23 protein-coding genes are annotated in these 26385 nt (G+C 73.7%); 7 read left to right on the top strand and 16 right to left on the bottom strand.

The features are described 5' to 3' along the window. Positions 1 to 47 precede the first annotated feature (47 nt). The 3 genes from ACZ8ZB_RS20980 to pdxR form a co-directional block, all read right to left on the bottom strand. The gene (locus ACZ8ZB_RS20980) at positions 48 to 1232 is read right to left on the bottom strand and encodes a glutathionylspermidine synthase family protein (protein ID WP_470739199.1); all 1185 of its coding nucleotides are present in this window, start codon (positions 1230 to 1232) and stop codon (positions 48 to 50) included. A 7-nt stretch (positions 1233 to 1239) separates the two neighbouring features. Then, the gene (locus ACZ8ZB_RS20975; protein ID WP_470739198.1) at positions 1240 to 1587 is read right to left on the bottom strand and encodes a hypothetical protein; all 348 of its coding nucleotides are present in this window, start codon (positions 1585 to 1587) and stop codon (positions 1240 to 1242) included. Between the two features lie 155 nt (positions 1588 to 1742). Beyond that, positions 1743 to 3128: a MocR-like pyridoxine biosynthesis transcription factor PdxR gene (gene pdxR / locus ACZ8ZB_RS20970; protein ID WP_470739197.1), complete on the bottom strand. Its 1386-nt coding sequence runs from the start codon at positions 3126 to 3128 to the stop codon at positions 1743 to 1745. A gap of 46 nt (positions 3129 to 3174) precedes the next feature. Here pdxR and ACZ8ZB_RS20965 point away from each other — a divergent pair, with 46 nt between their 5' ends. Further along, positions 3175 to 3675, top strand: a complete 501-nt coding sequence (locus ACZ8ZB_RS20965; protein ID WP_470739196.1) for a carboxymuconolactone decarboxylase family protein — start codon at positions 3175 to 3177, stop codon at positions 3673 to 3675. Further along, on the top strand, positions 3672 to 4133 hold the full coding sequence (locus ACZ8ZB_RS20960; protein WP_470739195.1) for a carboxymuconolactone decarboxylase family protein: 462 nt from the start codon (positions 3672 to 3674) through the stop codon (positions 4131 to 4133). Before ACZ8ZB_RS20965 ends, ACZ8ZB_RS20960 begins: the two co-directional genes overlap by 4 nt. Before the next feature lie 262 nt (positions 4134 to 4395). Here ACZ8ZB_RS20960 and ACZ8ZB_RS20955 read toward each other — a convergent pair whose 3' ends face one another. The 4 genes from ACZ8ZB_RS20955 to ACZ8ZB_RS20940 form a co-directional block, all read right to left on the bottom strand. Next, complete coding sequence (locus ACZ8ZB_RS20955) at positions 4396 to 5385, bottom strand: malate dehydrogenase (RefSeq protein WP_470739194.1); 990 nt, start codon at positions 5383 to 5385, stop codon at positions 4396 to 4398. A 433-nt stretch (positions 5386 to 5818) separates the two neighbouring features. Continuing rightward, positions 5819 to 6964, bottom strand: coding sequence for a helix-turn-helix domain-containing protein (locus tag ACZ8ZB_RS20950; RefSeq protein WP_470741543.1), 1146 nt, complete (start codon positions 6962 to 6964; stop codon positions 5819 to 5821). Positions 6965 to 7501: 537 nt separating this feature from the next. Further along, positions 7502 to 7993, bottom strand: a complete 492-nt coding sequence (locus ACZ8ZB_RS20945; protein ID WP_470739193.1) for a DUF3017 domain-containing protein — start codon at positions 7991 to 7993, stop codon at positions 7502 to 7504. Beyond that, positions 7983 to 8837 (bottom strand): bifunctional methylenetetrahydrofolate dehydrogenase/methenyltetrahydrofolate cyclohydrolase, encoded by an 855-nt coding sequence (locus ACZ8ZB_RS20940; protein WP_470739192.1) that lies wholly within the window; start codon positions 8835 to 8837, stop codon positions 7983 to 7985. Before ACZ8ZB_RS20940 ends, ACZ8ZB_RS20945 begins: the two co-directional genes overlap by 11 nt. Positions 8838 to 9119: 282 nt before the next feature. Between ACZ8ZB_RS20940 and ACZ8ZB_RS20935 the strand changes: the two genes are divergently transcribed. Both ACZ8ZB_RS20935 and ACZ8ZB_RS20930 read left to right on the top strand, forming a co-directional pair. After that, positions 9120 to 9683 (top strand): hypothetical protein, encoded by a 564-nt coding sequence (locus tag ACZ8ZB_RS20935; protein WP_470739191.1) that lies wholly within the window; start codon positions 9120 to 9122, stop codon positions 9681 to 9683. A gap of 273 nt (positions 9684 to 9956) precedes the next feature. Then, a complete protein-coding gene (locus ACZ8ZB_RS20930) occupies positions 9957 to 10556 on the top strand; it encodes an ALF repeat-containing protein (RefSeq protein WP_470739190.1) in 600 nt (199 codons plus the stop codon). A 42-nt stretch (positions 10557 to 10598) separates the two neighbouring features. Here ACZ8ZB_RS20930 and purH read toward each other — a convergent pair whose 3' ends face one another. Next, on the bottom strand, positions 10599 to 12161 hold the full coding sequence (gene purH, locus ACZ8ZB_RS20925; protein ID WP_470739189.1) for a bifunctional phosphoribosylaminoimidazolecarboxamide formyltransferase/IMP cyclohydrolase: 1563 nt from the start codon (positions 12159 to 12161) through the stop codon (positions 10599 to 10601). Beyond that, complete coding sequence (gene purN, locus ACZ8ZB_RS20920) at positions 12158 to 12796, bottom strand: phosphoribosylglycinamide formyltransferase (RefSeq protein ID WP_470739188.1); 639 nt, start codon at positions 12794 to 12796, stop codon at positions 12158 to 12160. Before purN ends, purH begins: the two co-directional genes overlap by 4 nt. Positions 12797 to 13168: 372 nt before the next feature. Here purN and ACZ8ZB_RS20915 point away from each other — a divergent pair, with 372 nt between their 5' ends. Beyond that, positions 13169 to 13957 (top strand): hypothetical protein, encoded by a 789-nt coding sequence (locus ACZ8ZB_RS20915; RefSeq protein ID WP_470739187.1) that lies wholly within the window; start codon positions 13169 to 13171, stop codon positions 13955 to 13957. A 9-nt stretch (positions 13958 to 13966) separates the two neighbouring features. Here ACZ8ZB_RS20915 and ACZ8ZB_RS20910 read toward each other — a convergent pair whose 3' ends face one another. Continuing rightward, a complete protein-coding gene (locus tag ACZ8ZB_RS20910) occupies positions 13967 to 15586 on the bottom strand; it encodes a cell division protein PerM (RefSeq protein ID WP_470739186.1) in 1620 nt (539 codons plus the stop codon). 96 nt (positions 15587 to 15682) lie between these two features. Here ACZ8ZB_RS20910 and ACZ8ZB_RS20905 point away from each other — a divergent pair, with 96 nt between their 5' ends. Continuing rightward, a complete protein-coding gene (locus ACZ8ZB_RS20905; RefSeq protein ID WP_470739185.1) occupies positions 15683 to 16858 on the top strand; it encodes a sigma factor-like helix-turn-helix DNA-binding protein in 1176 nt (391 codons plus the stop codon). Between the two features lie 77 nt (positions 16859 to 16935). On the opposite strand, the gene sucD is transcribed toward ACZ8ZB_RS20905, so the two are convergent. From sucD to ACZ8ZB_RS20875, 6 genes are all read right to left on the bottom strand, one after another. Next, positions 16936 to 17820, bottom strand: coding sequence for a succinate--CoA ligase subunit alpha (gene sucD / locus ACZ8ZB_RS20900; RefSeq protein WP_030871259.1), 885 nt, complete (start codon positions 17818 to 17820; stop codon positions 16936 to 16938). A gap of 21 nt (positions 17821 to 17841) precedes the next feature. Continuing rightward, positions 17842 to 19020 (bottom strand): ADP-forming succinate--CoA ligase subunit beta, encoded by a 1179-nt coding sequence (sucC, locus tag ACZ8ZB_RS20895; RefSeq protein WP_030871256.1) that lies wholly within the window; start codon positions 19018 to 19020, stop codon positions 17842 to 17844. A 716-nt stretch (positions 19021 to 19736) separates the two neighbouring features. Continuing rightward, positions 19737 to 19925 (bottom strand): hypothetical protein, encoded by a 189-nt coding sequence (locus ACZ8ZB_RS20890; RefSeq protein WP_470739184.1) that lies wholly within the window; start codon positions 19923 to 19925, stop codon positions 19737 to 19739. Positions 19926 to 20146: 221 nt separating this feature from the next. Then, complete coding sequence (locus tag ACZ8ZB_RS20885) at positions 20147 to 21310, bottom strand: VWA domain-containing protein (protein ID WP_470739183.1); 1164 nt, start codon at positions 21308 to 21310, stop codon at positions 20147 to 20149. Positions 21311 to 21333: 23 nt separating this feature from the next. Next, a complete protein-coding gene (locus ACZ8ZB_RS20880) occupies positions 21334 to 23658 on the bottom strand; it encodes a DUF5682 family protein (protein WP_470739182.1) in 2325 nt (774 codons plus the stop codon). Next, complete coding sequence (locus ACZ8ZB_RS20875) at positions 23655 to 24806, bottom strand: ATP-binding protein (protein ID WP_470739181.1); 1152 nt, start codon at positions 24804 to 24806, stop codon at positions 23655 to 23657. The genes ACZ8ZB_RS20880 and ACZ8ZB_RS20875 overlap by 4 nt, the downstream gene beginning before the upstream one ends. Positions 24807 to 24938: 132 nt before the next feature. Between ACZ8ZB_RS20875 and ACZ8ZB_RS20870 the strand changes: the two genes are divergently transcribed. Next, a complete protein-coding gene (locus ACZ8ZB_RS20870; RefSeq protein ID WP_470739180.1) occupies positions 24939 to 26291 on the top strand; it encodes an SWIM zinc finger family protein in 1353 nt (450 codons plus the stop codon). Positions 26292 to 26385: the final 94 nt, after the last annotated feature.

The raw sequence follows: 26385 nt of genomic DNA, 5'->3' as shown, positions 1-26385 counted from the left end.
TCCACCATGCGGGCGTCGGCGTCCGCACGACCGACGCGGGTGGCGCGTCAGAGGATCACGTGCGGCAGGAAGCGGGCGTACTCGTCCGTCACCAGGCCCGACGACTCACGGATGCCCAGGCCCGCGGACTCGTTCTCCACCACCCAGGCGCCGAGGACGACGTGGTTGCCGTCGAAGTCGGGAAGAGGAGCGAGTTGCTGGTAGCAGCAGGGTTCGTCGCGGAGGACGGGGCCGGTGCCGGGCTGGTGGAGGGTCACGCCGGCGCCCTCGCGGCCGAGCAGGGGCTTGGCGACCCAGCCGGTGGTGTCCGCCAGCTCCCGCGGGCCGTCCAGGTAGGCGGGGAGGAGATGGGGGTGGCCCGGATAGAGCTCCCAGAGGATCGCCAGCAGGGCCTTGTTGCTGAGCAGCATCTTCCAGGCGGGCTCGATCCACAGGGTGGCGCCGGTGCCGCCGCCGTTGTCGAGGGTGTCGAGGACGTGGTCGGCGAAGCGGTCGGTGGTGAGCCACTCCCAGGGGTACAGCTTGAAGATGCTGCGGATGAACCGGAGCCGGTTGTCGACGAAGCGGCCGGAGAGGCGGTCCCAGCCGATCTCCTCCATGGAGATCCAGTCGGTGTCGAGGCCGGCCTGTTCGGCGGTCTCCTTGAGGTAGGCGACGGTCATGAGGTCCTCGCCGAGTTCGTCGGCGGAGGAGTGGGCGAAGTACAGGGGGTTGCCCGGCGGAAGGAGGGCGGCCTGTTTCCTCCAGGCGTCGACGAGGCGTTCGTGGAGGGAGTTCCACTGGTCGGCGCCGGGGAAGCGTTCCTCCATCCAGAACCACTGGGGAGAGGCGGCCTCCACGAGGGAGGTCGGGGTGTCGGCGTTGTACTCCAGGAGCTTCGCGGGACCCGTCCCGTCGTAGCGGAGGTCGAAGCGGCCGTAGACGGAGGGGAGTTCCGCTCGCCGGCGCCAGGCCTCGGCGACCGCGCGGGCGATGCGCGGGTCGGTGATGCCGAGGTCGGCGAAGCGGTCGGCGGTGACGATGTGCTCGGCGGCGGCGAGGCACATGCCGTGCAGTTCCTCGACGACCTCCTCCAGCGCCTCGATCTCCTCCAGGGTGAAGACGTAGTAGGCGCTCTCGTCCCAGTAGGGGCGCAGGGACCCGTCGGGATGACGGGTGAGCGGGTAGATGAGCCCCTGCTCCTCGACGGTCTCCTGCCAGCCGGGGCGGGGCTCGGTCGTACGCCGTTCCATGACCCGCTCAGCCGCCGCTGCTGCCGGAGCCCGAGCAGCCGAAGCCGCCCCGGTCGACGGCCTCGCTGCGGCTGAAGGTGCCGTAGTCGGCGTAGCCGTTGCTGACGTCGGCGTCGTAGTACCAGTCGGCGTTGGTGCGGGTCTTGCCGCCCTTGCCGATCGAATGGGAAGTGGTCCCGGAGGACGTGCAGTTCTTGTCGGCGACGATCTTGTAGCCGTTGAGGTGGTCGTAGCTGTCCCGGTCCACGCACCGCCGGTCAGGATCCGACCCGCACGAGGTCAACGCCGCCGCGAGGACGCCCATCCCCCCGAGCACCACCGTGCTGGACCGCAGCCGCCGCCGTGACTCCGCCATGTCCTTCGCTCCCCCTCGTCCTTCCCGGGTCACCTCTCCCGGCTCGCGGCGGACAGCCTAGAGACCGGCCGGCCACCGCACACAGGAGCCCCCTGCGGACAGCGCTCCCCCGTCGCCCGTTTGTGCCCCTTGGCACGTTATGCCGGTGCGGTACGTCAGGGCAGCGCCCGGCACAGGGCGTCCAGGGTGCCGGCCCAGGCGTGGTCCGGCGGGGTGGCGTAGCCGACGACCAGGGCGTCGCCCGCCACGGTGTCGGTGGCGGGGTGGCGGAAGCGGGAGAGGCCGTGAACGGCGAGGTTCTGCCAGGTGGCGGCCTGGACCACGGACCGTTCGGTGCCCGGCGGGAGCCGGAGGACGGCGTGCAGGCCGGCCGCGATGCCGGTGATCCGGACGTCGGGGGCCCGGGCGGCGAGGGACTCGACCAGACAGTCGCGGCGGCGGCGGTAGCGCAGGCGGGCGGAGCGGACGTGGCGGTCGTAGGCGCCGGAGGTGAGGAACTCGGCGAGGGTGAGCTGTTCGAGGACGCTGACGGAGCGACCGCCGCCGTGGGCCACGACGTCCGGGACCAGGGACGGGGGCAGGACCACCCAGCCGAGGCGGAGTCCGGGGGCGAGGGACTTGCTGGCGGTGCCGAGGTAGACCACGTGGTCGGGGTCGAGGTTCTGGAGCGCGCCGACGGCCTGGCGGTCGTAACGGAACTCGCCGTCGTAGTCGTCCTCCAGGATCAGCCCGCCGGTGCGGCGGGCCCAGTCGACGACGGCGGCACGGCGCTCGGGCCGCAGGGCGCCGCCCAGCGGGAACTGGTGCGCGGGGCTGAGCAGGACCGCGTCGGCGTCGCCCGGGTCCTGGGCACGGGTGCCGAGGGAGTCGAAGGGCAGCGGGGTGGTGGTCAGGCCGGCGCGGGTGGCCAGGTCCCAGTGGACGTCCAGTCCGTAGGACTCCACGGCGAGGGTGCGGGCGCCGCGGGCGCGCAGGACCTCGCAGAGGAGGCGGAGGCCGCCGGCGAAACCGGAGCAGACGACGGTCCGTTCGGGATCTGCGCGTACGCCGCGCACCCGGGCGAGGTAGTCCGCGAGGGCCGTGCGCAGTTCGGGACGGCCGAGCGGGTCGCCGTAGCCGAGGGCGTCGTGCGGGGCGGCGGCGAGGGCGCGGCGGGTGGCCTTGAGCCATTCGGCGCGGGGGAAGGAGGCGAGGTCGGGGGTGCCCGGGACGAGGTCGTAGGGAAGCCGGCCGGGGGCTCGGCGCGGGGAGGGCCGGCGGGTCGTCGGTCCGGGTACCGCGCGGTCGGCGACGTGGGTGCCGGAGCCCTGCCGGGCCGTGAGCCAGCCCTCGGCGACCAGGTCGGCGTAGGCGTCGGCGACGGTGTTGCGGGCGATGCCCAGGTCGGCGGCGAGGGAGCGGGAGGAGGGCAGCCGGGCGCCGGGGGCGAGGCGGCCGGTGCGGACGGCCTCGCGCAGGGCGTCGGTCAGGCCGCGGCGCAGGCCGGGACCGGCCGGTTCGAGGTGCAGGTCGATGCCGAAAGTGGCCCAGCGTTCCGCCATGGAAGTGGACCATACCCCTGGGCTGCCTCACTCCTAGGGTCGAGGCATGAGCACTACCGAAACGAACACGACGTACGCCGCCGAGCTCCCCGTCCGGCTGGAGTGGGCCCGGCACGCCCCCGAGGTCTACAAGGCGATGGTCCGGCTGGACTCCGCCGCCAGGAAGGGTCTCGACGCCAGGCTGTACGAGCTGGTCAAGATCCGCGCCTCGCAGCTCAACCACTGCGCGTTCTGCCTGGACATGCACACCAAGGACGCGCTCGCGGCGGGCGAGAGCGTCGAGCGGATCGTACAGCTCGGCGCGTGGGAGGAGTCGCGGCACTTCTACACGGAGAAGGAGCTCGCGGCGATCGAGCTGACCGAGGCGGTCACCGTGCTGACGGACGGCTTCGTGCCGGACGAGGTGTACGAGCGGGCCGCCAAGCGGTTCGAGGAGCCGGAGCTGGCGCAGCTGATCGCCGCGATCACGGTGATCAACGCGTGGAACCGGTTCGGTGTGACCTGCCGGATGACGCCGGGTCACTACACGCCGGGGCAGCACGCGTGACGGCCCGTACGGCCCGTACGACCCGTCTCGACGCGGAGGTCCGCAGTGCGCTGCGGGCGGTGAGCGCCGCCGCCAAGAAGGGTCTCGGCGATCCCGGGCTGGCCGAACTGGTCCAGATCCGCGCCTCGCAGCTCAACCACTGCGCGTTCTGCCTCGACATGCACCTCGCGATCGCCCGCAAGGACGGAGTGGTGCGCGAGGCGCAGCTCGATCTGCTGAACGCCTGGGAGGAGGCCGGGGACGACGTCTTCGACGCGCGGGAGCGGGCCGCGCTGGAGCTGACGGAGGCGGTCACGGTGCTGACCGAGGGGTTCGTGCCCGACGAGGTGTACGAGCGGGCGTCCCGGCACTTCGACGCCGCCCGGCTCGCCCACCTCGTCGCGCTGATCACCGTGATCAACAGCTGGAACCGGCTGATGGTCGCCCGCCGGATCCCCCCGGGCTCCACCGAGTGGTGAACCAGGAGGGCGGGACGGCCGCTCCCGCCCCGCGGGCCCGTGGCTGACCGCCCGCTTCCCCGCCGCCCCGCCGCCGCGCTCCGCGGAGTGCGCCGGCCCGAGCCGGCCGACGGGCGAGGCCCGGACCCGTCCGGCGGGGGCGCGGTCAGCCCTGCCGGCAGGTGGTGTCCGGCCGGAGAAGGCCGCGTGGTCGTCGCGGGACACGCCGCGGGGCCCCGCGCCGGACGAACCGGCACGGGGCCCCGCGGAAGCCGGGAGGGACTCAGATGAGGCCGAGGCCGCGGACCGCCTCGCGCTCCTCCTCGAGCTCCTTGACGGAGGCGTCGATGCGGGCGCGGGAGAACTCGTTGATCTCCAGGCCCTGGACGATCTCGTACTTCCCGTCCTTCACGGTGACCGGGAAGGAGGAGATGAGGCCCTCCGGGACGCCGTAGGAGCCGTCCGACGGGATGCCCATGGAGACCCAGTCGCCCTCGTCGGTGCCGTTGACCCAGGTGTGGACGTGGTCGATGGCGGCGTTGGCCGCGGAGGCGGCCGACGAGGCGCCACGGGCCTCGATGATCGCGGCGCCGCGCTTGGCGACGGTCGGGATGAAGTCCTCGGCCAGCCACTTCTCGTCGTTCACGACCTCGGCGGCGTTCTTGCCGGCGACCGTGGCGTGGAAGATGTCGGGGTACTGGGTGGCGGAGTGGTTGCCCCAGATCGTCAGCTTCCTGATCTCGGAGACCGGGACGCCGGTCTTCTTCGAGAGCTGGGTCAGCGCGCGGTTGTGGTCCAGGCGGGTCATGGCGGTGAACCGCTCGGCCGGGACGTCCGGGGCGGCGGCCTGGGCGATCAGGGCGTTGGTGTTGGCCGGGTTGCCGACGACCAGCACCTTGATGTCGTCCGCGGCGTGGGCGTTGATGGCCTGGCCCTGCGGCTTGAAGATGCCGCCGTTGGCCTCGAGGAGGTCACCGCGCTCCATGCCCTTGGTGCGCGGGCGGGCGCCCACGAGGAGGCCCACGTTGGCGCCGTCGAAGGCCACGTTCGGGTCGTCCGTGATCTCGATGCCCTGCAGGAGCGGGAACGCGCAGTCGTCCAGCTCCATCGCGGTGCCCTCGGCGGCCTTGAGCGCCGGGGTGATCTCCAGCAGGCGCAGCTTGACCGGCACGTCCGCGCCGAGCAGCTGGCCGGAGGCGATGCGGAAGAGCAGGGCGTAACCGATCTGGCCGGCCGCGCCGGTGACGGTGACGTTCACGGGAGTGCGGGTCATGGCGTTCTCCGTATGACAGCTGGCGGTGGGGCGGTCCCTGCCCCGGGGTGCGGGATCCCGCTCCGGCTCGCGACCGGCGTCCACCACGATGATCGATCATCGGTTCGAATGATCGATCTCTTGGCGTCAAGAGAGATCCAGCGGTCAGGCTATCGCGCATCCGCGGACACGGACGGCCGGGCTCCCTGTGGCCCGCCCCACAGAGTGACGGCCCGGGTGGACGGGTAGCCGAGTGGCGCATAAGGGGCGGCCGCTCCGTCCGGGAGAGGTGGGGACGGGGCGGCCGCCGTCGGGACCGACCGTGCCGGATTCCCGTGGGGGTGCTTTTCGCCTGCCCGTCTTTCGCCACCCCATGCACATCACCACGCTTCCCCCACATATATGGGTCCGTACGGACCCATATATGTGGCGCGCGGGGCCATGTGCGGGGACGCTACTCGGTGCAGCCCTTCTCACCGGTGGCGGCCAGTACCGCGCAGGCCTTCGCGTCCTTCGCGTCCTTCACCGGCACCATCGGGGTGTACGCGACCGTGTCGCCGGCGGCGGTGATGCTGTCGCTCTGCTTCTTCGCCGCGCCCGCGCCGATCTCGACCTCGTCCCCCTGGGCGCCCTGCGTGATGCGCCCCCAGGCCGCGGCGCAGGCCTCGCTGTAGCGGACCTCCACCGTGGTGGCGCCGACGGTCGCGGTCCGGGTCGTGGTCACCAGGTCACCGCTGCACCCCATGGCCTCGGCGTCCTTGCCCGCGCAGCCGTCGCCGTTGCACTTCACGCCGGGGGGCAGGTCGACACCGGCGGTGGCGGTGGGCGAGGGGGACGTCCGGGCCTCGTCCTTGTTCTTGCCGTCCTCGGTGCCGGTGACGTAGAACGCGGCGGCGACCACCACCAGCGCTCCCACCGCTCCGACGATGAACGTCGACGTCCGCCGCTTGCCGCCGGAGCCGCCCTGGCCGGGCACGTCCGGGGGCGGCGCGCCGTAGGTGCCGGAGGGCCCCGGCGTGCGCCCGCCCGCCGCGGCCCCGGGGGCGCGGCGGCCCGTCCGCGGCGGGTCCGCCGGCACGGCGACCCCCCAGGAGTTCGTCCCGGACGCACCGCCCCGCGCGCCGTCCCCCCGTACGCCGCCGGTGGCGTCACGCGCGTCCGCGGCGGTCGGCTGCGGCGGCACGCTCGGTACGACCCCGGCCGGCCCCGCGACGCCCGGACGGACCGCGGCTGCGCCCTTGCGGGCGGACTTGCCGCCCGAGCCGGAGGACGGGCCGGCGAGCTCGCTGAGCGCGGCGCGCGCCTGCGAGATCCGGATCGCCTCCATCGTCATGTCGTGACGCATCTCCGAGCGGCTCCAGGCGCGCTCGGCGAGCTCCCACATGGTGGTGAGGTGCACCGGGTTGGTCCCGGTGACCTCGGCCAGGGCCACGATCGCGCCCTTGGGCGCGAGCAGCCGGCCGTTCAGGTAGCGCTCCCAGGACGTCTTGCTGTAGCCCGTGCGGTCGGAGACCGACGCGACGCTCAGGCCGCTGCGGTCCACGACCCTCCTGAGCTGACTCGTGAACTCCCTGATCTGCGGATCGAGTTCATCCGGCAAGGCCTTCCAACGAGGCATTGCTTCCCCCCTCTTCCCCCCGGTTGGTGCTGGTTGTTCCCTCGCGCATGGTGCCCCTCGCCGAGTCCCCGTCGTGACTATCCACGAGGATGCCGCCGGACAGGGTCTCAGTTCCCGGGGTGGGGGCGCACGGGAGCGTCGGAGCCGCGGGCAGGCACCGTCGCACGCCTACTCGTTCGCGGTCCAGTGTCCCACCGGTCGCCCCTTCGGCCGAACGGAGCCGGGCAGCCGCGCGCGGGGCGTCCGGACCGCCTCCTTTGTCCACGCCGGTCCACTGTCCCACCACTTCGTCGCGCAACCGCGTGTCCGTCGACACATCGACACCGGTCGGTCGCATACGGACGCGTCGCAAGGCCGTACGGGGATTCCGGGAGGCGTAGCGGAATGGTCACTTCCGTGCCACAGCGGCCGGACAGCCGTTGAACAGGCCCTTCACGGTGCAGGAAGGTGGTCCCCGGTGGCGGCCCGTCCTCTCACGGGGGTGTGGACGGGCCGCCGTTCACGGCGCTCCGCCCCCGGTTAACCGTCGACCGTGAAGTGCAGCGTGTCCTTCAGGAACGGGATCTCCAGCAGCGGCTTCGGCTGCACCATCAGCGCCAGCAGCGCGATCACCAGGCCCAGCCCGGCGTACGTGACGATGTCCGTGAAGCGGGAGCGCACCGCGAGCATGCCGACGTCCGGCACCAGCCAGCGCAGCAGGGCCCCGGCCAGCAGGGCCACGCCGACCAGCAGCGTACCGAGCCGGAACTGGTCCAGCGCGGTCAGCAGCAGCCCCAGTCCGACCGCGAGCAGCACGGCGAGGATCGGCCACTGGCGGGCGGGCGCGGGGGCGTCGCCGGGGGCGGCCCTGCCCCCGCCCTCGGGGCGCGCGGTGTCCCTGGTGAACAGCGGGAACCGCCGGGTGGTGCGGCGCGGCCTGCCCTCGGCGTCGGGTGCGCTGACGGGGTCGCGGACCGTGATGTCCTCGGCCCGCTCCTCGGAGGTGTCCGGGGCGCCGCGCTCAGCCGACACTGCGCTCCGCCGCCTCGACCACGTTGACCAGCAGCTGTGCCCGGGTCATCGGGCCGACGCCGCCGGGGTTCGGGGCGACCCAGCCGGCCACCTCGGCCACGCCCGGGTGGACGTCGCCCACGATCTTGCCCTCGGCGTTGCGGGAGACGCCGACGTCGAGGACGGCCGCGCCCGGCTTGACGTCCTCGGGGCGGATCAGGTGGGCGCTGCCCGCGGCGGCCACGATGATGTCCGCGCGCCGGAGGTGGGCCGCCAGGTCGCGGGTGCCGGTGTGGCACTGGGTCACCGTGGCGTTCTCGCTGCGCCGAGTCAGCAGCAGGGGCATCGGGCGCCCGATGGTCACGCCGCGGCCGACGACCACGACCTCGGCGCCCTTGATCTCCACGCCGTGGCGTCGCAACAGGGTGATGATGCCGTTGGGGGTGCAGGGCAGGGGAGCCGGCTCGTTGAGGACGAGACGGCCGAGGTTCATCGGGTGGAGGCCGTCGGCGTCCTTGCCCGGGTCCATCAGTTCGAGGATGCGGTTCTCGTCGATGCCCTTGGGCAGCGGCAGCTGGACGATGTAACCGGTGCAGGAGGGGTCCTCGTTCAGCTCGCGGACGACCGCCTCGATCTCCTCCTGCGTGGCCGTGCCCGGCAGCTCGCGCTGGATGGAGGCGATGCCCACCTGGGCGCAGTCGCGGTGCTTTCCGGCGACGTACTTCTGGCTTCCGGGGTCCTCCCCGACGAGGATCGTGCCGAGGCCGGGCGTGACGCCCTTCTCCTTCAGCGCCGCCACGCGGGCGGTCAGATCGGACTTGATCTCGGCTGCGGTGGCCTTGCCATCGAGAATCTGGGCGGTCATGACCCCATCCTCGCGGATGACCGGGCCCTGGTTCCAATCCGACCGCATTCCGGGCGGCCATGACACCCTCCGACCACGTATCACCCGTTTCCGGCCAAGATCGTGAGGTTGCACTTGCACAACACATACGGCTTACGCCTGGACAAGGAAAGGAGAGGTCAAGAACGATGAGGGCACAGTGCCGCGGGCAGAACCGGGGGGACGGACCGCATCTGTAGAACTTCCTCCGCGCCGAGTCTCGCGTCGTCCCCGCACCTGAAGCGCAACGGAGGAAGAACCGCCATGAGTTTCGGCGACCCGAACAATCCCTATGGTGCCCCGCAGGGTCAGCCGCCCGGCTACGGCTATCCCCAGCAGCCCCAGCAGGGGTACGGCTACCCGGCGGCGCCGCCGGTGGGCGCCTACCCCGGCGCCCCGGTGCCGACGTCCATGCCGGGAACGGTGAGCACGGCACGCGTGCTGCTGTGGATCATCGTGGCCCTGCAGCTCATCGGCGTGGCACTGTTCGCGATCACCGCCGCGAGCGTGGAGGCCGCGAAGGACGACCCGACGCTGAGCGAGGAGCCCGCGTTCGAGCAGCTCGCCGACTACTCGTCCGGCCTGCTCTGGGGTCTGACCCTGTTCGCGCTGGCGTGGGGCGTGTTCGCGCTCGTGCTGGCCCTCAAGTTCGGCAAGGGCGGCAACGGCGTCCGCATCACCACGCTGATCTTCGGCATCATCACCGCCATCCTCGGCATCTACCCCTTCATCCTCGTGGGCCTGATCCACACGGTGCTGGCGATCCTGATCGCCGTGTTCGTCGGCAACGCCGCGGGCAGCGCCTGGTTCAACCGCCCGCGTTACTGAGGGCGACCGCTCCGAGCACACCGCCGTCAGGGCCGTGTCCCCCCGTCCGGGGGGGGCACGGCCCTGGCGCGTCCGGGGCGAGCGGCCCCGGAAACGGCGGAAGCGGCATGGAGGGCGTCCCCGTCCCGGACCGGCGCGTCCGCCACCCGGCAATGACGGGGCGTCAGGACTGCTTGTTCCCGGCAGTGATCTTCAGGGCGGACGGTGAGAGGCTGCACGGGGCGACGATCGCCGCCTTCCCTGAAGACCCTTACCCACAAGGCAGGTTCACGTATGAGACTGACCCGCGGTGCTCTGCTGGTGGCCGCCACGGCGCTCACGCCGGCCCTCCTCCTCACCCCTCCGGCCTTCGCTTCGGACGCGCCGCCGTCCTCCGTAGCCGTGACGGCGGCGGACACGGACGGCCCCGGCACGCCGGTGGACGAGATGTCGGAGGAGGAACTCCGCCTCGCCATCTTCCGCATCCTCGGCGACCCCGACTCCGGCAAGGGCGTCGAGCGGGAAGCGGGCGAAGCCCTCGGCGGCACCGTGGAGGACATGCGCGAGTTCCTGAGGACCGGCTACCGCCTCGCGCAGTTCGAGGACGACCAGGTCGCCCTCTTCCGCGTCCTCGGCGACCCCGACTCCGGCAAGGCCGTCAAGCGCGAAGTCGTCAAAGCCCTCGAAGCCGGCACCCCGGAAGCCGCCCGCGCCTTCTTCGAAACCGGCTACCGCCTCGCCCAGGCCGAGGACGACCGCGTCGCCGTCGCGCGCATACTGGCCGACCCGGACATCAGCGACGCGCTCCGCGCGGCAGCCGAGGAGGTCATCGACGGAACGCCCGAGGAGCTGCGGCACTTCCTCGAGGCAGGCCGGTACGAGGTGGACAAGTAGAAGGCCGTGTCCGCCCGTCCACGTGGACGGGCGGACACACCGTCAGTGGAAGAAGTGGCGCGTGCCCGTGAAGTACATCGTCACACCCGCCTTCTTCGCGGCCTCGACGACCAGTTCGTCGCGGACCGAACCGCCGGGCTGGACCACGGCCTTCACGCCGGCCTCGGTGAGGATCTCCAGGCCGTCGGGGAACGGGAAGAACGCGTCCGAGGCGGCGTAGGAACCGGCCGCGCGCTCGGCGCCCGCCCGCTCCACCGCCAGCTTCGCGGAGTCGACGCGGTTGACCTGGCCCATGCCGACGCCGACGGAGGCGCCGTCCTTGGCGAGCAGGATCGCGTTGGACTTCACCGCGCGGCACGCCTTCCAGGCGAAGGCCAGCTCGGCCAGCTCCGCCTCGGAGAGGGCCTCGCCGGTGGCCAGCGTCCAGGTGGCCGGGTCGTCGCCCTCGGCCTGGAGGCGGTCGGTGACCTGGAGGAGCGCGCCGCCGTCGATCGGCTTGACCTCGACCGGGTGGTCGGGGCGGCCCGGGGCGCGCAGCACGCGGATGTTCTTCTTCTTGGCGAGGGCCTCCAGCGCGCCGTCCTCGTAGTCGGGCGCGACGACGACCTCGGTGAAGATCTCGGCGACCTGCTCGGCCATCTCCTTGGACACCGGGCGGTTGACCGCGATCACACCGCCGAACGCCGACAGCGGGTCGCAGGCGTGCGCCTTGCGGTGCGCCTCGGCGACGTCCGCGCCGATCGCGATCCCGCAGGGGTTGGCGTGCTTGATGATGGCCACGCACGGCTCGTCGTGGTCGTACGCGGCACGGCGCGCGGCGTCCGTGTCCGTGTAGTTGTTGTACGACATCTCCTTGCCGTGCAGCTGCTCGGCCTCGGCCAGGCCGCCCGTGCCCGCGGTGTAGAGGGCGGCGGGCTGGTGCGGGTTCTCGCCGTAGCGCAGGGTGCGGGCGCGCTCCAGGCTGGTGGCGAGGAACTCGGGGAACTGCGCGTCCCCGGCGGGCGCGTAGACGGAGGCGAACCAGGTGGAGACGGCGATGTCGTACTCGGCCGTGTGCCGGAAGGCCTCCGCGGCGAGCCGCTTGCGGGTGGTGAGCTCGAAGCCGCCGGACCGGACCGCGGCGAGGACGTCCGCGTACCGCGCCGGGCTGGTGACGACGGCGACCGACGGGTGGTTCTTGGCGGCGGCGCGCACCATGGACGGGCCGCCGATGTCGATCTGCTCCACGCACTCGTCGGGCGTGGCGCCCGAGGCGACGGTCTCGCGGAACGGGTAGAGGTTGACGACGACGAGGTCGAACGGCTCCACGCCCAGCTCGGCGAGCTGCCGCTGGTGGTCCTCCAGGCGCAGGTCGGCGAGGATGCCGACGTGGACCTTCGGGTGCAGGGTCTTGACGCGGCCGTCCAGGCACTCGGGGAAGCCGGTGAGCTCCTCGACCTTGGTGACGGGCACGCCCGCGGCGGCGATCCTCGCGGCGGTGGACCCGGTGGAGACGAGCTCCACGCCGGCCTCGTGCAGGCCGCGCGCGAGGTCCTCGAGGCCGGTCTTGTCGTAGACGGAGACGAGCGCCCGTCGGATGGCCCGCTTGTTGCTCTCGGCGGTCACTGGATAACTACCTTTCGTCCCTCAATGCGATAGCCGTTGCGGGCGAGGAGCCCCACGACCTCGACGAGCAGCCTTCGCTCGACTTCCTTGATGCGCTCGTGCAGAGCGCCCTCGTCGTCCTCGTCCCGGACCTCCACCACGCCCTGCGCGATGATCGGCCCGGTGTCGACGCCGTCGTCGACGAAGTGGACGGTGCAGCCGGTGACCTTGGCGCCGTACGCGAGCGCGTCCCGTACGCCGTGGGCCCCGGGGAAACTGGGCAGCAGGGCGGGGTGGGTGTTGACGAACCGCCCGCCGAAGCGCGCGAGGAACTCCTTCCCCACGATCTTCATGAACCCGGCGGACACCACGAGGTCGGGCTCGTGGGCGGCGACGGCCTCGGCGAGCGCCGCGTCCCACTCCTCGCGGGTCGCGTGGTCCTTGACCTTGCACACGAAGGTCGGCAGCCCGGCGCGCTCGGCGCGGGCCAGCCCTTCGACGCCCTCGCGGTCGGCGCCGACGGCCACGATCTCAGCCCCGTACGCCTCGGCGCCGGTGGCGGCGATCTCGTCGAGGAGCGCCTGGAGGTTGGTGCCGGATCCGGAGACCAGCACGACGAGACGCCTGGCGCGCTCGGCCACGGGCTTGGCGGCCACGGTGGGGCCCTTTCTCGGGGAGCGTCTGCACGGTCGGCGGCACAGCGCTTTGTACATTCCTACGAATGCTTCGCGTCCCCGGATACGGGGAAGCCTACGAAGCGGCCGACCGTCAGCAACGATACCGGCACACCGGGCGGCCCCCACGGGACGGGGGCGTGGCCGGAAGGTAGCGTCTGGGAGGAGCCGGTCCTGGAACGCCGGGCGCGTGGGAACGCGAACCGTGCACCGGGCGTTCACAGGATGACGGACCCGGGCCGCGAAGAGCCGACGGGAACGCACCGGCTCACCAGCTCAGTCGTAGTCGATACGTCGTGCGAGGCGGTCGCGCCGGACCACGCCGTGCTTCATTAAGGGGAAGACGCTCACTTGATGCCGGACCGCAGCCTGCGACTTCTCACGTTCCCCCAGCAGTCCGCCCGGGGAGGGGACCGGGGCGCCGTGCTGCTGCGGGAGCGCCCCGCCTCGCCGCCCGACGCCCTCCGGGGCGAGGGCGACGACGGGCGCCGCGGGGCCCGCGGCCCCGAGGACGCGCAGGGCGCCCCGGAGCCGCAGGACGACAATCCGTTCGCGCCACCGCCGGAGGGGACTCCCGACCGGCCCTGGCAGCCGAGGCATCCGTCCGGCGGGGAGGGCGGCGGCCGCTCCTCCTGGGGCCGGAACTGGAGCGACCGGCAGCCCGGCCGCTCCTCCGGCGGTTTCGGCGAGCGCCCGCGCCGCCCCGAGGGACAGGGCGGCGGCCCCCAGGGGCCCGGTGTGCGCTGGGACCCCACGGACCCGGCCCAGCGCCGTGCGCGGTACGCCCTGCTGTGCGGCATGTGGGCCTTCTTCTTCGGTCTCTTCGGCTGGCCTTACGTCGCGCTGCTGCTGGGCGCGCTGGCCCTGTACTGGGGCGTCAGCGCCCTGCGCGCCAAGCCCCGTGCGCAGGACCCGGACGCCCCGGCGTCCGAGCCGAAGGGCCGCCCGCAGACCGCGGCCGCGGTGAGCGGAGTGGTCACGGGATCGCTGGCGCTCGCCCTGGTCGCCGCGTCCTTCACGGCCCAGCTGGTCTACAGCGACTACTACACCTGCACCGACGACGCCCTCACCCAGGAGGCCCGCCAGTCCTGCGGCGATCTCCTCCCGGAGCAGCTGCGCGACCTCCTGGGCACGACCGACTGACGTCCGCGCTCACTCCCGGGCGCCGGGGGCGGGGGGCTCCCCGTCGGGGCCGGCGATCGCGTCCCGCACACCGAACGGCATGTCCCAGTCCCACCGGCCGGACGCGGAGTCCCGGGAGGAGGGGGCGAAACCCCGGGTGCGGCGGGACGGGCAGGGGTCGTCGCGCGGAAGCGGCGGGGCCGGCCGGCGGCGTGCGGACGGCGCGGGCCTCGCCTCCTCGTAAGCACGGCGGCTCCGGGGCGCGCCGGGTCCCGGGAGCCGGTTCCCCGGTCCGCGGCGGTTGCGTGGTGACGCGGGTCCCGGGAGCCGGTCCCCCGGCCCGCCTCCGGGCGGGCGGCGGCGCCAGGCGCGTACCGCCAGTGACGTGGGGACCGCCACCAGCGTGAGCCACGCCAGGGTCGCGGCTCCCACCTGCCACCACACCGGGCCGAACCGGGAGAGCGCGGCCACCCCCAGCGGCCCGCCCGCGAGCGCGGCGAGCACGGACAGCAGGGCCGCGCACAGCACGGCCGCCAGTCCCGCCGCCCCGGCGGTCCGGCCACGGGTCCAGGCCGGTGCGGGCGCAGGGCCGCTCCTCGCGGCGCCCCGTCCCACGAACCACCCCGTCACCAGTCCGGCCGCCACCGGCAGCGCCGCCGCCGCCCAGTTCGGCGCGGTCCCCGCTCCCGCGTCCGGTACCGCCGCGAGCAGCGGGAACGGCGGCAGCGGCGGGGCGGGCGGGGAGAACAACGGGGTCACCGGGGCGCCGGTCCCGAGGAGGAAGCCGGGGCCGAGGGCGTACGCCGCCGCCCACACCGCGGCGTTCGGCGCCAGGGTGACGCAGAGCAGCAGCACCGCCAGCCATCCCGACCAGCCCTCCGTCAGCCGCAGGAACGCCTGCCGGGCCTCCCCGCCGTGCCGTCCCAGCGACACCGCGAGGAGCAGCGCCCCGCCGCCGGACAGCACCGTCGCCCCGGCCGCCGCCGCCCGCGCCGCCGCTCCGGGACGGCCGTCCGGTCCGAGGAGCAGATGGCGCACTCCCCTGGGCAGCACCGCCCCCAGCACCCGCTCCAGCGGTCCGCTCGGGCGGCCGTACGCCGTCCACACCCCCGCCCCGGCGGCCAGTCCGGCGACCAGCGGCACGCACACCGCGGTCCACTGCCACGCCGGCCGCAGCACGCCGCCCGCGCAGGAGAGCGCGGCGGGGACGCCGACGGCGAGGTAGCCGAGAAGGACCCCCGTCCACGCCGTACGGCCGGGAACGAGCGGGGCCTCACCGCCCGCGCCGCCCTCCGCCGCGTCGCGGGCCGCCCGGTGCAGCAGCCACACCGGCAGCGCGAGCAGCAGCAGCGGCGGGACGCCCACGGGTGCGGGGACGCCGGAGAGCGTGTCGGCGCGGACCAGTTCGACGCCGTGGGCCAGCAGCCACAGCGCCGCCGCGAGGCGCAGGGCACCGCCGGGCCCGCTGTCGGGATAGGGCGAACTGATCCACAGCAGGATCACGAGCGCGGCGAGCACAGCGAGCCCCAGCCCGGCCGCGAGGGCGCCGCCGAGGAGGCCGGAGGCGAGCCCGGGCGAGCGGTCGCGCAGCCTGGTGAGCAGGGCGGCCGACGTGGTACGGCGAGCGGTCTTCTGGGTCACGTGCGCCATGCTCCCAACGACACGCGCCTTCCCGGTGTAACGGGCGAACCATGGCCGTGTCGCTCAATATACGTTTATGTACTTTTTTGGACGGAGGGGCGCCCAGTGACACGGAGCCCCGCCACCCCGCTCCCCTCACCCGACGAACGCCGACGCCTGCGCGAGGCGGCCTCGCTGACGCGGCCTCAGCTCGCGGAACGCATGGGAGTCCGGCCGGAGACGGTGCGCGCGTGGGAGTCCGGCCGCAGCGCACCCCGGGGCAGGAACCGGGAGGCGTACGCGGAGCTGCTGGCCGGTCTGGCGGAAGGGGCCGCCGGTGCGGGAACGCGGGAGTCCGTGTCCGTTCACCGGAAGGAGGAGGTCACCGCGGTGGTGACGGTGCGCCCGGACGAACCGGGCGGCGAGGGCCGCCTCGGAGCGGTCGCGCCGGATCCCTCCGCGTTCGCGCAGGCGCCCCCGCCATCGTCCGCCTCCCGGGAGGCGCTCCTGACGCCCGCCCAGGCCTTCGACGCCCTGTACTCCTTCTGCGCCCCTGCCCTCGTCCGGCAGACCTATCTGCTCACCGGCCGCCGCGCACTCGCCCGCGAGTCCGTGGAGCGGGCCTTCCAGCTGGCCTGGGACCGCTGGCCCGAGGTGGCCCGGGACCCGGACCCGGCCGGCTGGGTGCGCGCGGCGGCGTACGAGTGGGCGCTCTCCCCGTGGCACCGGTTCCGCCGCCACCGCCGGAAGGCCGAACCGCCGCCCCCGGACGAGGACGACCGCGCGCTCCTGGAGGTCCTGCTGCGCCTGCCGCCGCCGTACCGCCGTGCACTCCTGCTGTACGACGGGCTCGGTCTCGGTCTGCCCGAGACTGCGGCGGAGACGGAGGCGAGCACCCGGGCGACGGCCGGCCGGCTGACGCACGCGCGCGAGACCGTCGCCGCCCGGCTCCCCGAGCTGTCGGACCCGCGGGAGCTGCACCGGCGGCTGGCCGAACTGGCCTGCACCGGGCGGCTGCGGGCGGCCGAGCCTCCGGTGGTGCGCGACGGCAGCGAGCGCCGGGCCCGGTTCTGGACCCGGTCCGCCGTCGCGTTCACGGTCGCGCTGATCGGCGCCACGGCGCTCACCCTGTACACCGCCCCGACCCGCTACGAGCCGCCGGTGCCACCGGGCGAGACGGTGCAGGGTGTTCCGCCGCGGGTGGCGCCCGGCCCCTTGTCGGAGGACCAGCGTGAGCTGCGCACCCGGCTGCGGGGGGAACTGCCGCGGGGACCGGGACGCCTGGTGCCGCAGGCGCGGTAGCGGCCGGCGGAGACGACGGTGGGCCCGTCCCCCACCGCGGGGAACGGGCCCACCCGTGCCGTGCTCTGGCGAGTGACTCAGCCTGCGAGGATCGCGCGCGCCAGCTTCGCCGTCTCGGTCGGGGTCTTGCCGACCTTGACGCCGGCGGCCTCGAGGGCCTCCTTCTTCGCGGCGGCCGTGCCGGAGGAACCGGAGACGATGGCGCCGGCGTGGCCCATGGTCTTGCCCTCGGGCGCGGTGAAGCCCGCGACGTAGCCGACGACCGGCTTCTTCACGTTCTCCTTGATGAAGGCCGCGGCCCGCTCCTCGGCGTCGCCGCCGATCTCGCCGATCATCACGATCAGGTCGGTGTCGGGGTCGGCCTCGAACGCGGCGAGCGCGTCGATGTGCGTGGTGCCGATGACCGGGTCGCCGCCGATGCCCACGGCCGAGGAGAAGCCGATGTCACGCAGTTCGTACATCATCTGGTACGTCAGCGTGCCGGACTTCGAGACCAGGCCGATGCGGCCCGGCTTGGTGATGTCGCCCGGGATGATGCCGGCGTTCGACTGACCGGGGGTGATCAGACCCGGGCAGTTCGGGCCGATGATCCGGGTCTTGTTGCCCTTCTCCACGGCGTACGCGTAGAAGGCGGCGGAGTCGTGCACCGCGATGCCCTCGGTGATGACGACCGCGAGCGGGATCTCGGCGTCGATGGCCTCGACGACGGCGGCCTTGGCGAAGGCCGGCGGGACGAAGAGGACGGACACGTTGGCGCCCGTCTTCTCCATCGCCTCGGCGACCGTGCCGAAGACCGGGATCTCGTTGCCGTCGATGTCGACGGACGTGCCGGCCTTGCGGGGGTTCACGCCACCGACGATGTTCGTGCCGTCGGCCAGCATGAGCTTGGTGTGCTTCATGCCCGTGGCACCGGTCATGCCCTGGACGATGACCTTGGAGTCCTTGTTGAGGAAGATAGCCATGGCTGTCTGAGTCCCTCTTCCTTACTTCGCAGCCGCGAGCTCGGCGGCCTTGTCGGCCGCGCCGTCCATGGTGTCCACGCGCTGCACCAGCGGGTGGTTGGCGTCGGAGAGGATCTTGCGACCCAGCTCGGCGTTGTTGCCGTCGAGACGGACGACGAGGGGCTTGGTGACTTCCTCGCCCTTGTCCTTCAGCAGCTGCAGCGCCTGCACGATGCCGTTGGCGACCTCGTCGCAGGCGGTGATGCCGCCGAAGACGTTGACGAAGACGGACTTGACGTCCGGGTCGCCGAGGATGATCTCCAGGCCGTTCGCCATGACGGCGGCGGAGGCGCCGCCACCGATGTCGAGGAAGTTGGCGGGCTTGACGCCGCCGTGGGCCTCACCGGCGTAGGCGACGACGTCCAGGGTGCTCATGACGAGACCCGCGCCGTTGCCGATGATGCCGACCTCGCCGTCGAGCTTGACGTAGTTGAGGTTCTTCTCCTTGGCCGCGGCCTCGAGCGGGTTGGCCGAGGCCTTGTCCTGCAGGGCCTCGTGCTCCGGCTGGCGGAACTCGGCGTTCTCGTCCAGGGAGACCTTGCCGTCCAGGGCGATGACGTCGCCGGAGGCGACCTTGGCCAGCGGGTTGACCTCGACGAGGAGCGCGTCCTCGGCGACGAAGGTCTTCCACAGGGTGACCAGGACGTCGGCGACCTTGTCGGCGACCTCGGCCGGGAAGTTCGCCGCCTCGACGATCTCGCGGGCCTTGGCGGGGGTCACACCCTCGTTGGCGTCGATCGGGGTCTTGGCGACGGCCTCGGGGCGGGTGGCCGCCACCTCCTCGATCTCCATGCCGCCCTCGACGGAGGCGATGGAGAGGAAGGTGCGGTTGGCACGGTCGAGGAGGAAGGAGACGTAGTACTCCTCGACGATCTCCGGGGCGGTCTCGGCGATCATCACCTTGTGGACCGTGTGGCCCTTGATGTCCATACCGAGGATGTTGGTCGCGTGCTCGACCGCCTCGTCGGGGGTGGCGGCGAGCTTGACGCCGCCGGCCTTGCCGCGGCCACCGACCTTCACCTGGGCCTTGACGACGGACTTGCCACCGAGCCGCTCAGTGGCTGCGCGGGCCGCCTCAGGCGTGTCGATGACTTCACCGGCCAGCACCGGTACATCGTGCTTGGCGAAGAGGTCCCTCGCCTGGTACTCGAACAGGTCCACGCGCTTCCGTCCCTATCAGTGATCTCGCGGTTCGTTGGATGCGTGGGCGTGCCGCGAAGGGCAACGTGACGTCCGCTGTGTCACAAGGGAGGCGCACACGGTGTCCGAGCGCGCGGCATGTCCGTCTCGCAGGTTATCGCCGCTTGGGGGACCTCTCTAAATCGCGGGTCACACGTGAGCGGTGATACCTGTCACATGATGCCGCCGTCCCTGGCACGGCGTGCCTGGCGTGAGGGGCCTCACCGGGCTGGGGTCGGCCCGGTGAGGCCCTGGCGAACAGCCCGGAGGGGCGGTGGCCGCCCTGTTCTCCGGGGCGCGGGGGCCGGGTCCCGCCCCAATGGGGCCGGCCGCCCCTCCACGGGGTTCCTTCCGACCCGACAGACCGACGGCTTTCGGCTGTCCGGGTCCTGACGCCCCGCGGAGATCTTTGTTACCCGTGAGTCAGACACGGGTGGGACGCGGGGGGTGCAGCCGGACTCCACGGCGGGGTCCGCCACGGCTTCCGCCGGGACACGGAGGGCGCACGGAAGGTGTCCGGGCGGGTCGGCTGCCGCGCCCTCGCGCGTGTGCGTCCGCAGCGAGGGAGGGGCACCCCCTGGGCGGGCGAGACCGGGACGTCCCGGTGCGGGTCCCGCGTACCGGCCGCCTCGGCGCGCACGGCGGCGCCGGGTACGGGCCGGAGCGACGGCCGGTGGTGCGCGGGGACGGCGTACACGTCACCGTGCCGCGGCGTGCCGTGGTCCGCGGCCGAGCGGCTGCCCGCCCGCCGGCCGGCCGGCGGGCGGGCGGGCGGGGGCGCCCTCGACCGGTCCGCCGTCCGCCGCCCGTGCCCGTTCCCCGCACAGCACGCCGAGCACGAACACCGCGCCCGCCAGGAGCGCCCACCGGACCGCACGCCGCCCCACCGCCGCGCGCATCGTGCGCGGAGCGGCACCGGGAGAGCCTGCTGACCGGATCAAGACCGGATCAAGAGGGGCGGGTCCTCACGGACGACGGGGCGGCGGGGGGCACTTCACGGGTCCTTCGTCGAACGGCGCCGGTCCTTGCGCGCGACTCCCGAGGGGGCGCAAGCCCTCCGCCACCGATGGGTGCTCATGTCCGTTTCCACCGCCCCCAGGTCCGCTCCTCACGCCGCGTCCGGTACCGGTAGCGGACGCTTCTCGATCGCCGCCGCCATCACCTCCGGGAACAGATCGGGTGTGCAGGCGAACGCCGGTGCGCCCAGCGCGGCGAGCGCCGCCGCGTGCTCCCTGTCGTACGCGGGCGCTCCCTCGTCGGACAGCGCGAGCAGCGTCACGAACTGCACCCCCGACGCCTTCATCGCCGCCACCCGCTTGAGCATCTCGTCGCGTATCCCCCCTTCGTAGAGGTCGCTGATCAGCACGACCACCGTCTCCGCCGGCCGGGTGATCCGCGCCTGGCAGTACGCCAGCGCCCGGTTGATGTCCGTGCCGCCGCCGAGCCGGGTGCCGAAGAGCACGTCGACGGGGTCGTCGAGCTGGTCGGTGAGGTCCACGACCGCCGTGTCGAAGACGACCAGCCGGGTGTCGATCGACCGTATGGAGGCGAGCACCGCCCCGAACACCGACGCGTACACGACGGACGCCGCCATCGACCCGGACTGGTCGACGCAGAGGACGACCTCCTTCCTCACCGACCGCGAGGCACGCCCGTGGCCGATGAGCCGCTCGGGCACGACCGTCCGGTGCTCCGGGAGGTAGTGCTTGAGGTTGGCCGCGATCGTGCGGTTCCAGTCGATGTCGTGGTGGCGTGGCCGGTTGACGCGGGCACTGCGGTCGAGGGCGCCGGTGAGGGTGGCCCGGGTGCGGGTGACGAGCCGTTTCTCCAGGTCCTCGACGACCCTGCGCACGACCGCCCGTGCCGTCTGCTTCGCCGTCTCCGGCATGGCCTTGCCGAGCGACAGCAGCGTGCCGACCAGGTGGACGTCGGCCTCGACGGCCTCCAGCACCTCCGGTTCCAGCAGGAGCGTGGCGAGACCGAGCCGGTCGATGGCGTCGCGCTGCATGACCTGGACGACGGAGGAGGGGAAGTAGGCCCGGATGTCCCCGAGCCAGCGGGCCACCGAGGGCGCCGACGCGCCGAGCCCCGCCGAACGGTCGCGGTCCGCCCGCGGTCCGTCCCCCTTGCCGTAGAGCGCGGCGAGCGCCCCGTCCATCGCGGCGTCCTGCCCGGACAGCTCGCATCCGGTTCCGTCGGCCGTGTCCCCGCCGAGTACGAGCCGCCAGCGCCGCAGCCGCTCCCGCGCCGGATCCGTCGTCGTGTCCGGCATCTCCGCCTCTCCTTGCGCGTCCGTCATCCCGTCGCCTCCACGAGCCCGTCGCGTGCCCCCTCGTCCTCCCCGGCCGGTCCGAGCAGCAGCCGCAGGACCGGCAGCACGGCGTCCGCGCGGGCGGTGTCGGGGTCGGGGTCGAAGCCTGGGACGCCGGAGACAGCGGCCGCCGTGCCGCCGGGTGTCCCCGGTCCGCGCCGGACCAGTTCGCCCAGGGCGCGCCGCACCCCGGCCTCGTACGCCGAGAACGTCCGCCGCAGCAGCGGCAGTACGTCCGTGAACGCCTCCGCCGGTACGCCCGTCAGCCACGCGTCGACCAGCCCGAGCAGCCGTTCGTCGTGGACCAGGAGCAGTCCGCCGCCGGAGCCGCCGACGAAGCCCTCGATCCACGCGGCCGCGTCCGCCGGCGGTGTGCCCGGCGACAGCACAAGCCCCATGAGCCGCCCCGCCTCGTCCCGCGCCAGCTCCCCGTCGTCCAGCAGCAGCCGCACGGACCTCCCCCGTATGACACCGGGCACGGTGTCCCGTACGGAGAGGGTCCGCAGGACCGACTGCCAGCGGGCGCGCAGCTTCCCGTGGCCCGGCGCGGGGTCGTCGCCGAGCAGGCCCACCGCGCCGTGCACCGCGTCGACGTGGCGCCGCATCTCGTCGGCGGCGTCCGCGTCCAGCGCGGCGCAGGCCGGGGGCAGTCCGACGAAGACCCGTTCGGCGAGACCCGCGGCGACCTCGGCCAGCGCCGCCGTGTCGGTGCCGCGCACGTCGCCGTAGCGCAGCGAGCGGACCAGGGCGGGCAGCGCCTGAGCGAGATGGCCGACGTCCGTGTCGAGGGCCGCGCGGTCGGTGAGGATCCGCATCACCGTGGGCAGCGCCCCGGGCAGCGCGGCCAGCAGGCAGTGTTCGGCGAGCCCGGTGACCTCGGCGAGGTCCCGCGCGCCGACGGCGTCCGCCTCCGCCTTGGCGGTGGCGGCGGCGAGCACGGTCGTCCCCCAGACCCCGGCCTCGGCGACCCGCACGGACAGCTCGGGCTCCCAGCGCAGTCTCCAGGTCTCCCGGAAGGTCCCCGTGCCGCCGCGTGCGGCAGCGGGTTCTCCCCAGCCGATGCCGAGCAGCCGCAGCCGGCGGAGCAGTCTGCCGCGCTCCGCGTCGGTCTCCTTGCGCAGGTCCAGCTCCAGCTCCCGCTCCCCGGCCTCGGGTTTCAGCCGCAGCCGGCGCTGGATCCGCGCGAGGTCCCGCTGCAGCGGCACGGCGGGGGCGGTCGCCGGCACCTCCCCGAGCACGTCGCCGACGACCAGCCGGTCGTGCACCAGCGCCAGCGGTACCTCGGAGCCCTCGCACATCACCGCCCGTACGGCGTCGGTCGTCTCGCTCAGACCGGGCAGCGGACGTCCGCGCAGCGCGGCGAGGGTCTCCGCCAGCCGTACGGCCTCGATGACGTGCGCGGAGGAGACGGTCCGGTCCTCGGCCCGCAGCAGCCCGGCCACCTTGGTCAGCCACCGCTCGACCGGCCGGTCCGGCGCGCCGAACAGGTGCTCGTACCAGCCCGGGGAGTCGATGCCCGCGCCGTAGCCGCTCGTCCGGGAGAGCCTGCGGTGGGTCCAGGGCACCCAGGTCATGTCCGTCCTCGCCTTGGGCAGCCCCTTCAGCAGGGCGCGGTCGGCGGCGACGGCGGCCTTGTGCCGCAGCGCCGGCACGTGCCACGCCCCGCAGACCACGGCCACGCCGTCCTCGAACTCCCGCTGGGCCGCCCGGATCCGCAGCCGCATGTGCGCCTCGCGCACGAGGTCCCGCCGGTGTCCCCCGCTTCCGCACTCCTCCCGCAGCGCGGTCATGGCCTCCTCGAGCGCGGTGAACGGCGCGACCGGGTCCCCCGCGCCGACGCCCCGGTGCTCGACGACGTCCTCCCACCACCGCTCGGCGTCGTCGTACCCGGCGGCTTCGGCGAGCACTCCCAGGGGATCGACCCGCACGCCGTCGTCCGTGCCGGGCTCGTGGTCCTCGTCGCTCCCCCAGGCCAGTGTGTGCGCGGCCGGCAGGTCGATGAAACGGACCGGGACCTCGTGCTCCAGCGCCCAGCGGACGGCGACCCACTCCGGGGAGAACCCGGCCAGCGGCCAGAAGGCCGAGCGGCCGGGCTCGTCCACCGCGTGGGCGAGCAGCGCGACCGGCGGCCGCATGTCCTTCTCGGCGGCGAGCGGGACCAGCGCGTCCGCCTCCGGCGGGCCCTCGATCAGCACGGCGGACGGCCGGGCCTCCTCCAGCACCGCCCGTACGGCCCGCGCGGACCCCGGCCCGTGATGCCGCACGCCGAGCAGCAGCGGTCCCGCGGTGTCCGCCTTCCCGCCGCTCATCCACTCACCTCCCGGCAGGCCCGGTAGAAGTCCTTCCAGCCGTCACGCTCGCGGACCACGGTCTCCAGGTACTCCCGCCAGACGACGCGGTCCGCCGCCGGGTCGCGGACGACCGCGCCGAGGATGCCCGCGGCGACGTCCCCGGCCCGCAGCACGCCGTCGCCGAAGTGGGCGGCCAGCGCCAGCCCGCCCGTGACCACGGAGATCGCCTCGGCGGTCGACAGCGTGCCGCTGGGCGACTTGAGCTTCGTCCTGCCGTCGGTGGTGACCCCCTCGCGCAGCTCGCGGAAGACGGTGACGACCCGGCGGATCTCGTCGATGCCGTCGGGCACGGCCGGCAGGTCGAGGGAGCGGCCGATCTGGTCGACCCTGCGCGAGACGATGTCGACCTCCGCCTCCGGGGTCTCCGGCAGCGGCAGCACCACGGTGTTGAAGCGGCGGCGCAGGGCGCTGGACAGGTCGTTGACCCCGCGGTCGCGGTCGTTGGCCGTGGCGATCAGGTTGAAGCCGCGGACCGCCTGCACCTCCTGGCCCAGCTCAGGTATCGGCAGCGTCTTCTCCGACAGGATGGTGATCAGCGTGTCCTGGACGTCGGCCGGGATGCGGGTCAGCTCCTCGACGCGGGCCGTCATGCCCTCCGCCATGGCCCGCATCACCGGGCTGGGCACGAGGGCGTCGCGGCTCGGGCCGTGGGCGAGCAGCCGGGCGTAGTTCCAGCCGTAGCGGATGGCTTCCTCCGGCGTGCCGGCCGTGCCCTGCACGAGCAGGGTGGAATCACCGCTGACCGCGGCGGCCAGGTGCTCGGAGACCCAGGTCTTCGCGGTGCCGGGCACACCGAGCAGGAGCAGGGCGCGGTCGGTGGCGAGGGTGGTCACCGCGACCTCGACGATGCGGCGCGGACCGACGTACTTCGGCGTGACGACCGTGCCGTCCGGCAGCGTGCCGCCGAGCAGGTAGGTGGCGACGGCCCACGGCGACAGCCGCCAGCGGGCGGGGCGGGGGTGGTCGTCCTGCGCCGCCAGCGCGGCGAGTTCGGCGGCGAAGGCGTCCTCGGCGTGCGGTCGCAGGGTCTGCGCGGACGGCGCGTCCGCGGGCGCGGAGCCGTCCCGGCTCGGGTCTACGGACGTCGGTTCAACAGGGACAGGCATGGTTGAGTCCCCCTCCAGCTCGGCCGGTCCGGATCTGTCACCAACCGTGCACCACGCCACTGACAATCGCTCTGACCTGTACGGAAGCAATCGCCGGGGCGATTGTCAGTGCCAGGATCTAGTTTCGACGGCATGACTCAGCAGGGGGTGCGCCGGACCGCGGACCAGGTGCTGGCGCTGGCGCCTGACTCCGCGTCACGCACGGCGGGAAGCAGACTCGGCACGGCCGGTCCGTGGACCGGGGCCGGCAGTTCGGGCGAGGGGACGGTGTGGGGTCTGTGCGAGGGCGGCGGAAGCACTCCGTACCGGACGGTCGTCGACGTCGCGGACGCCTCCGGGCCCGCGTACCACTGCAGTTGCCCGAGCCGTGAGTCCCCGTGCGAGCACGCGCTCGGTCTGCTGCTGCTCTGGGCGGACGGGGACGGGGCGGTGCCGCGGGGGGAGGCGCCGGAGTGGGCCGAGCGGTGGATCACGGGCCGGCGCACGCGCGCGGAACGGAAGCGGACCGGGGAGTCCTCGGGCTCCTCGGGTTCCGCCGGCCCGGAGGCGTCGCGGCGCAGGGCGGAGCGCCGGGCCGAGCGGGTGACGGCGGGCGCGGTGGAGCTGGAGCAGCGTCTGGCGGATCTGCTCCGCGGCGGCCTGGCGGCGGCCGAGCAGTCGGGGTACGGACTGTGGGAGGAGACCGCGGCCCGCATGGTCGACGCCCAGGCGCCGGGACTGGCCGCCCGGGTGCGGGAACTGGGGGCGTTCGCGGGCGCCGGGCCGGGCGGACCGGTGCGGCTGCTGGAGGAGTGCGCGCTGCTCCACCTCCTCGGCCGGGGCTGGCTGCGCCGGGAGCGGCTGCCGGAGGGCCTGGCCGCGACGGTCCGTTCCCGTGTCGGCCTGCCCGCGTCGGCGGACGGCCCGGCGATACGGGACCACTGGCTGGTCCTCGCCCAGTACGACACGGCGGACAGCCGTCTGACGACCCGCCGCGTCTGGCTGTACGGCACGGACTCGGGGCGCACGGCGCTGCTCCTCTCCTACGGTGCGGCGGGCCGCGCTCCGGAGCTCGCGCTGCCGGTGGGACTGGCCCTCGACGCGGAGCTGTCCGCGTACCCGGGAGCGGGGCAGCCGCGGATGGCCCTGGGCGAACGGTTCGCGCCGCCCGCACCGACGGACGTACGGCCGCCAGGGACGACGACGGCCCGGGCGGCCGCCCGCTACGGCGAGGCGCTGCGCGACGACCCCTGGCTGGACTCGGTTCCGGTGACGCTGGACCGGGTGATACCGGCTCCGGACGGTGACGGCTGGCAGCTGGCCGACGCCGACGAGGACGCGGCCCTGCCGCTCACGCCGGCCGCGCGGTCCCGCCCCGGTCTGTGGCGTCTGGTCGCTCTGTCGGGCGGCGCCCCGGTCAGGGTCTTCGGCGAGTGCGGCCACCAGGGATTCACTCCACTGGCGGCATGGCCGGAGGGGTCCGGCGAGGTGGTGACGCTGTGCTGAGCGGCACGCTCGCCCCCGTTCCCACCCACTCCGGGAATCTTTCGGACATCACTGGACACTCGGTGCGCGTGGGCATGCGGCCGCGCCGGGACAC

The sequence above is a fragment of the Streptomyces sp. 12E genome, assembly GCF_055633275.1.
Note: the sequence above shows the minus strand (reverse complement) of the source record. Positions and strands in the feature narration are given on the sequence as shown.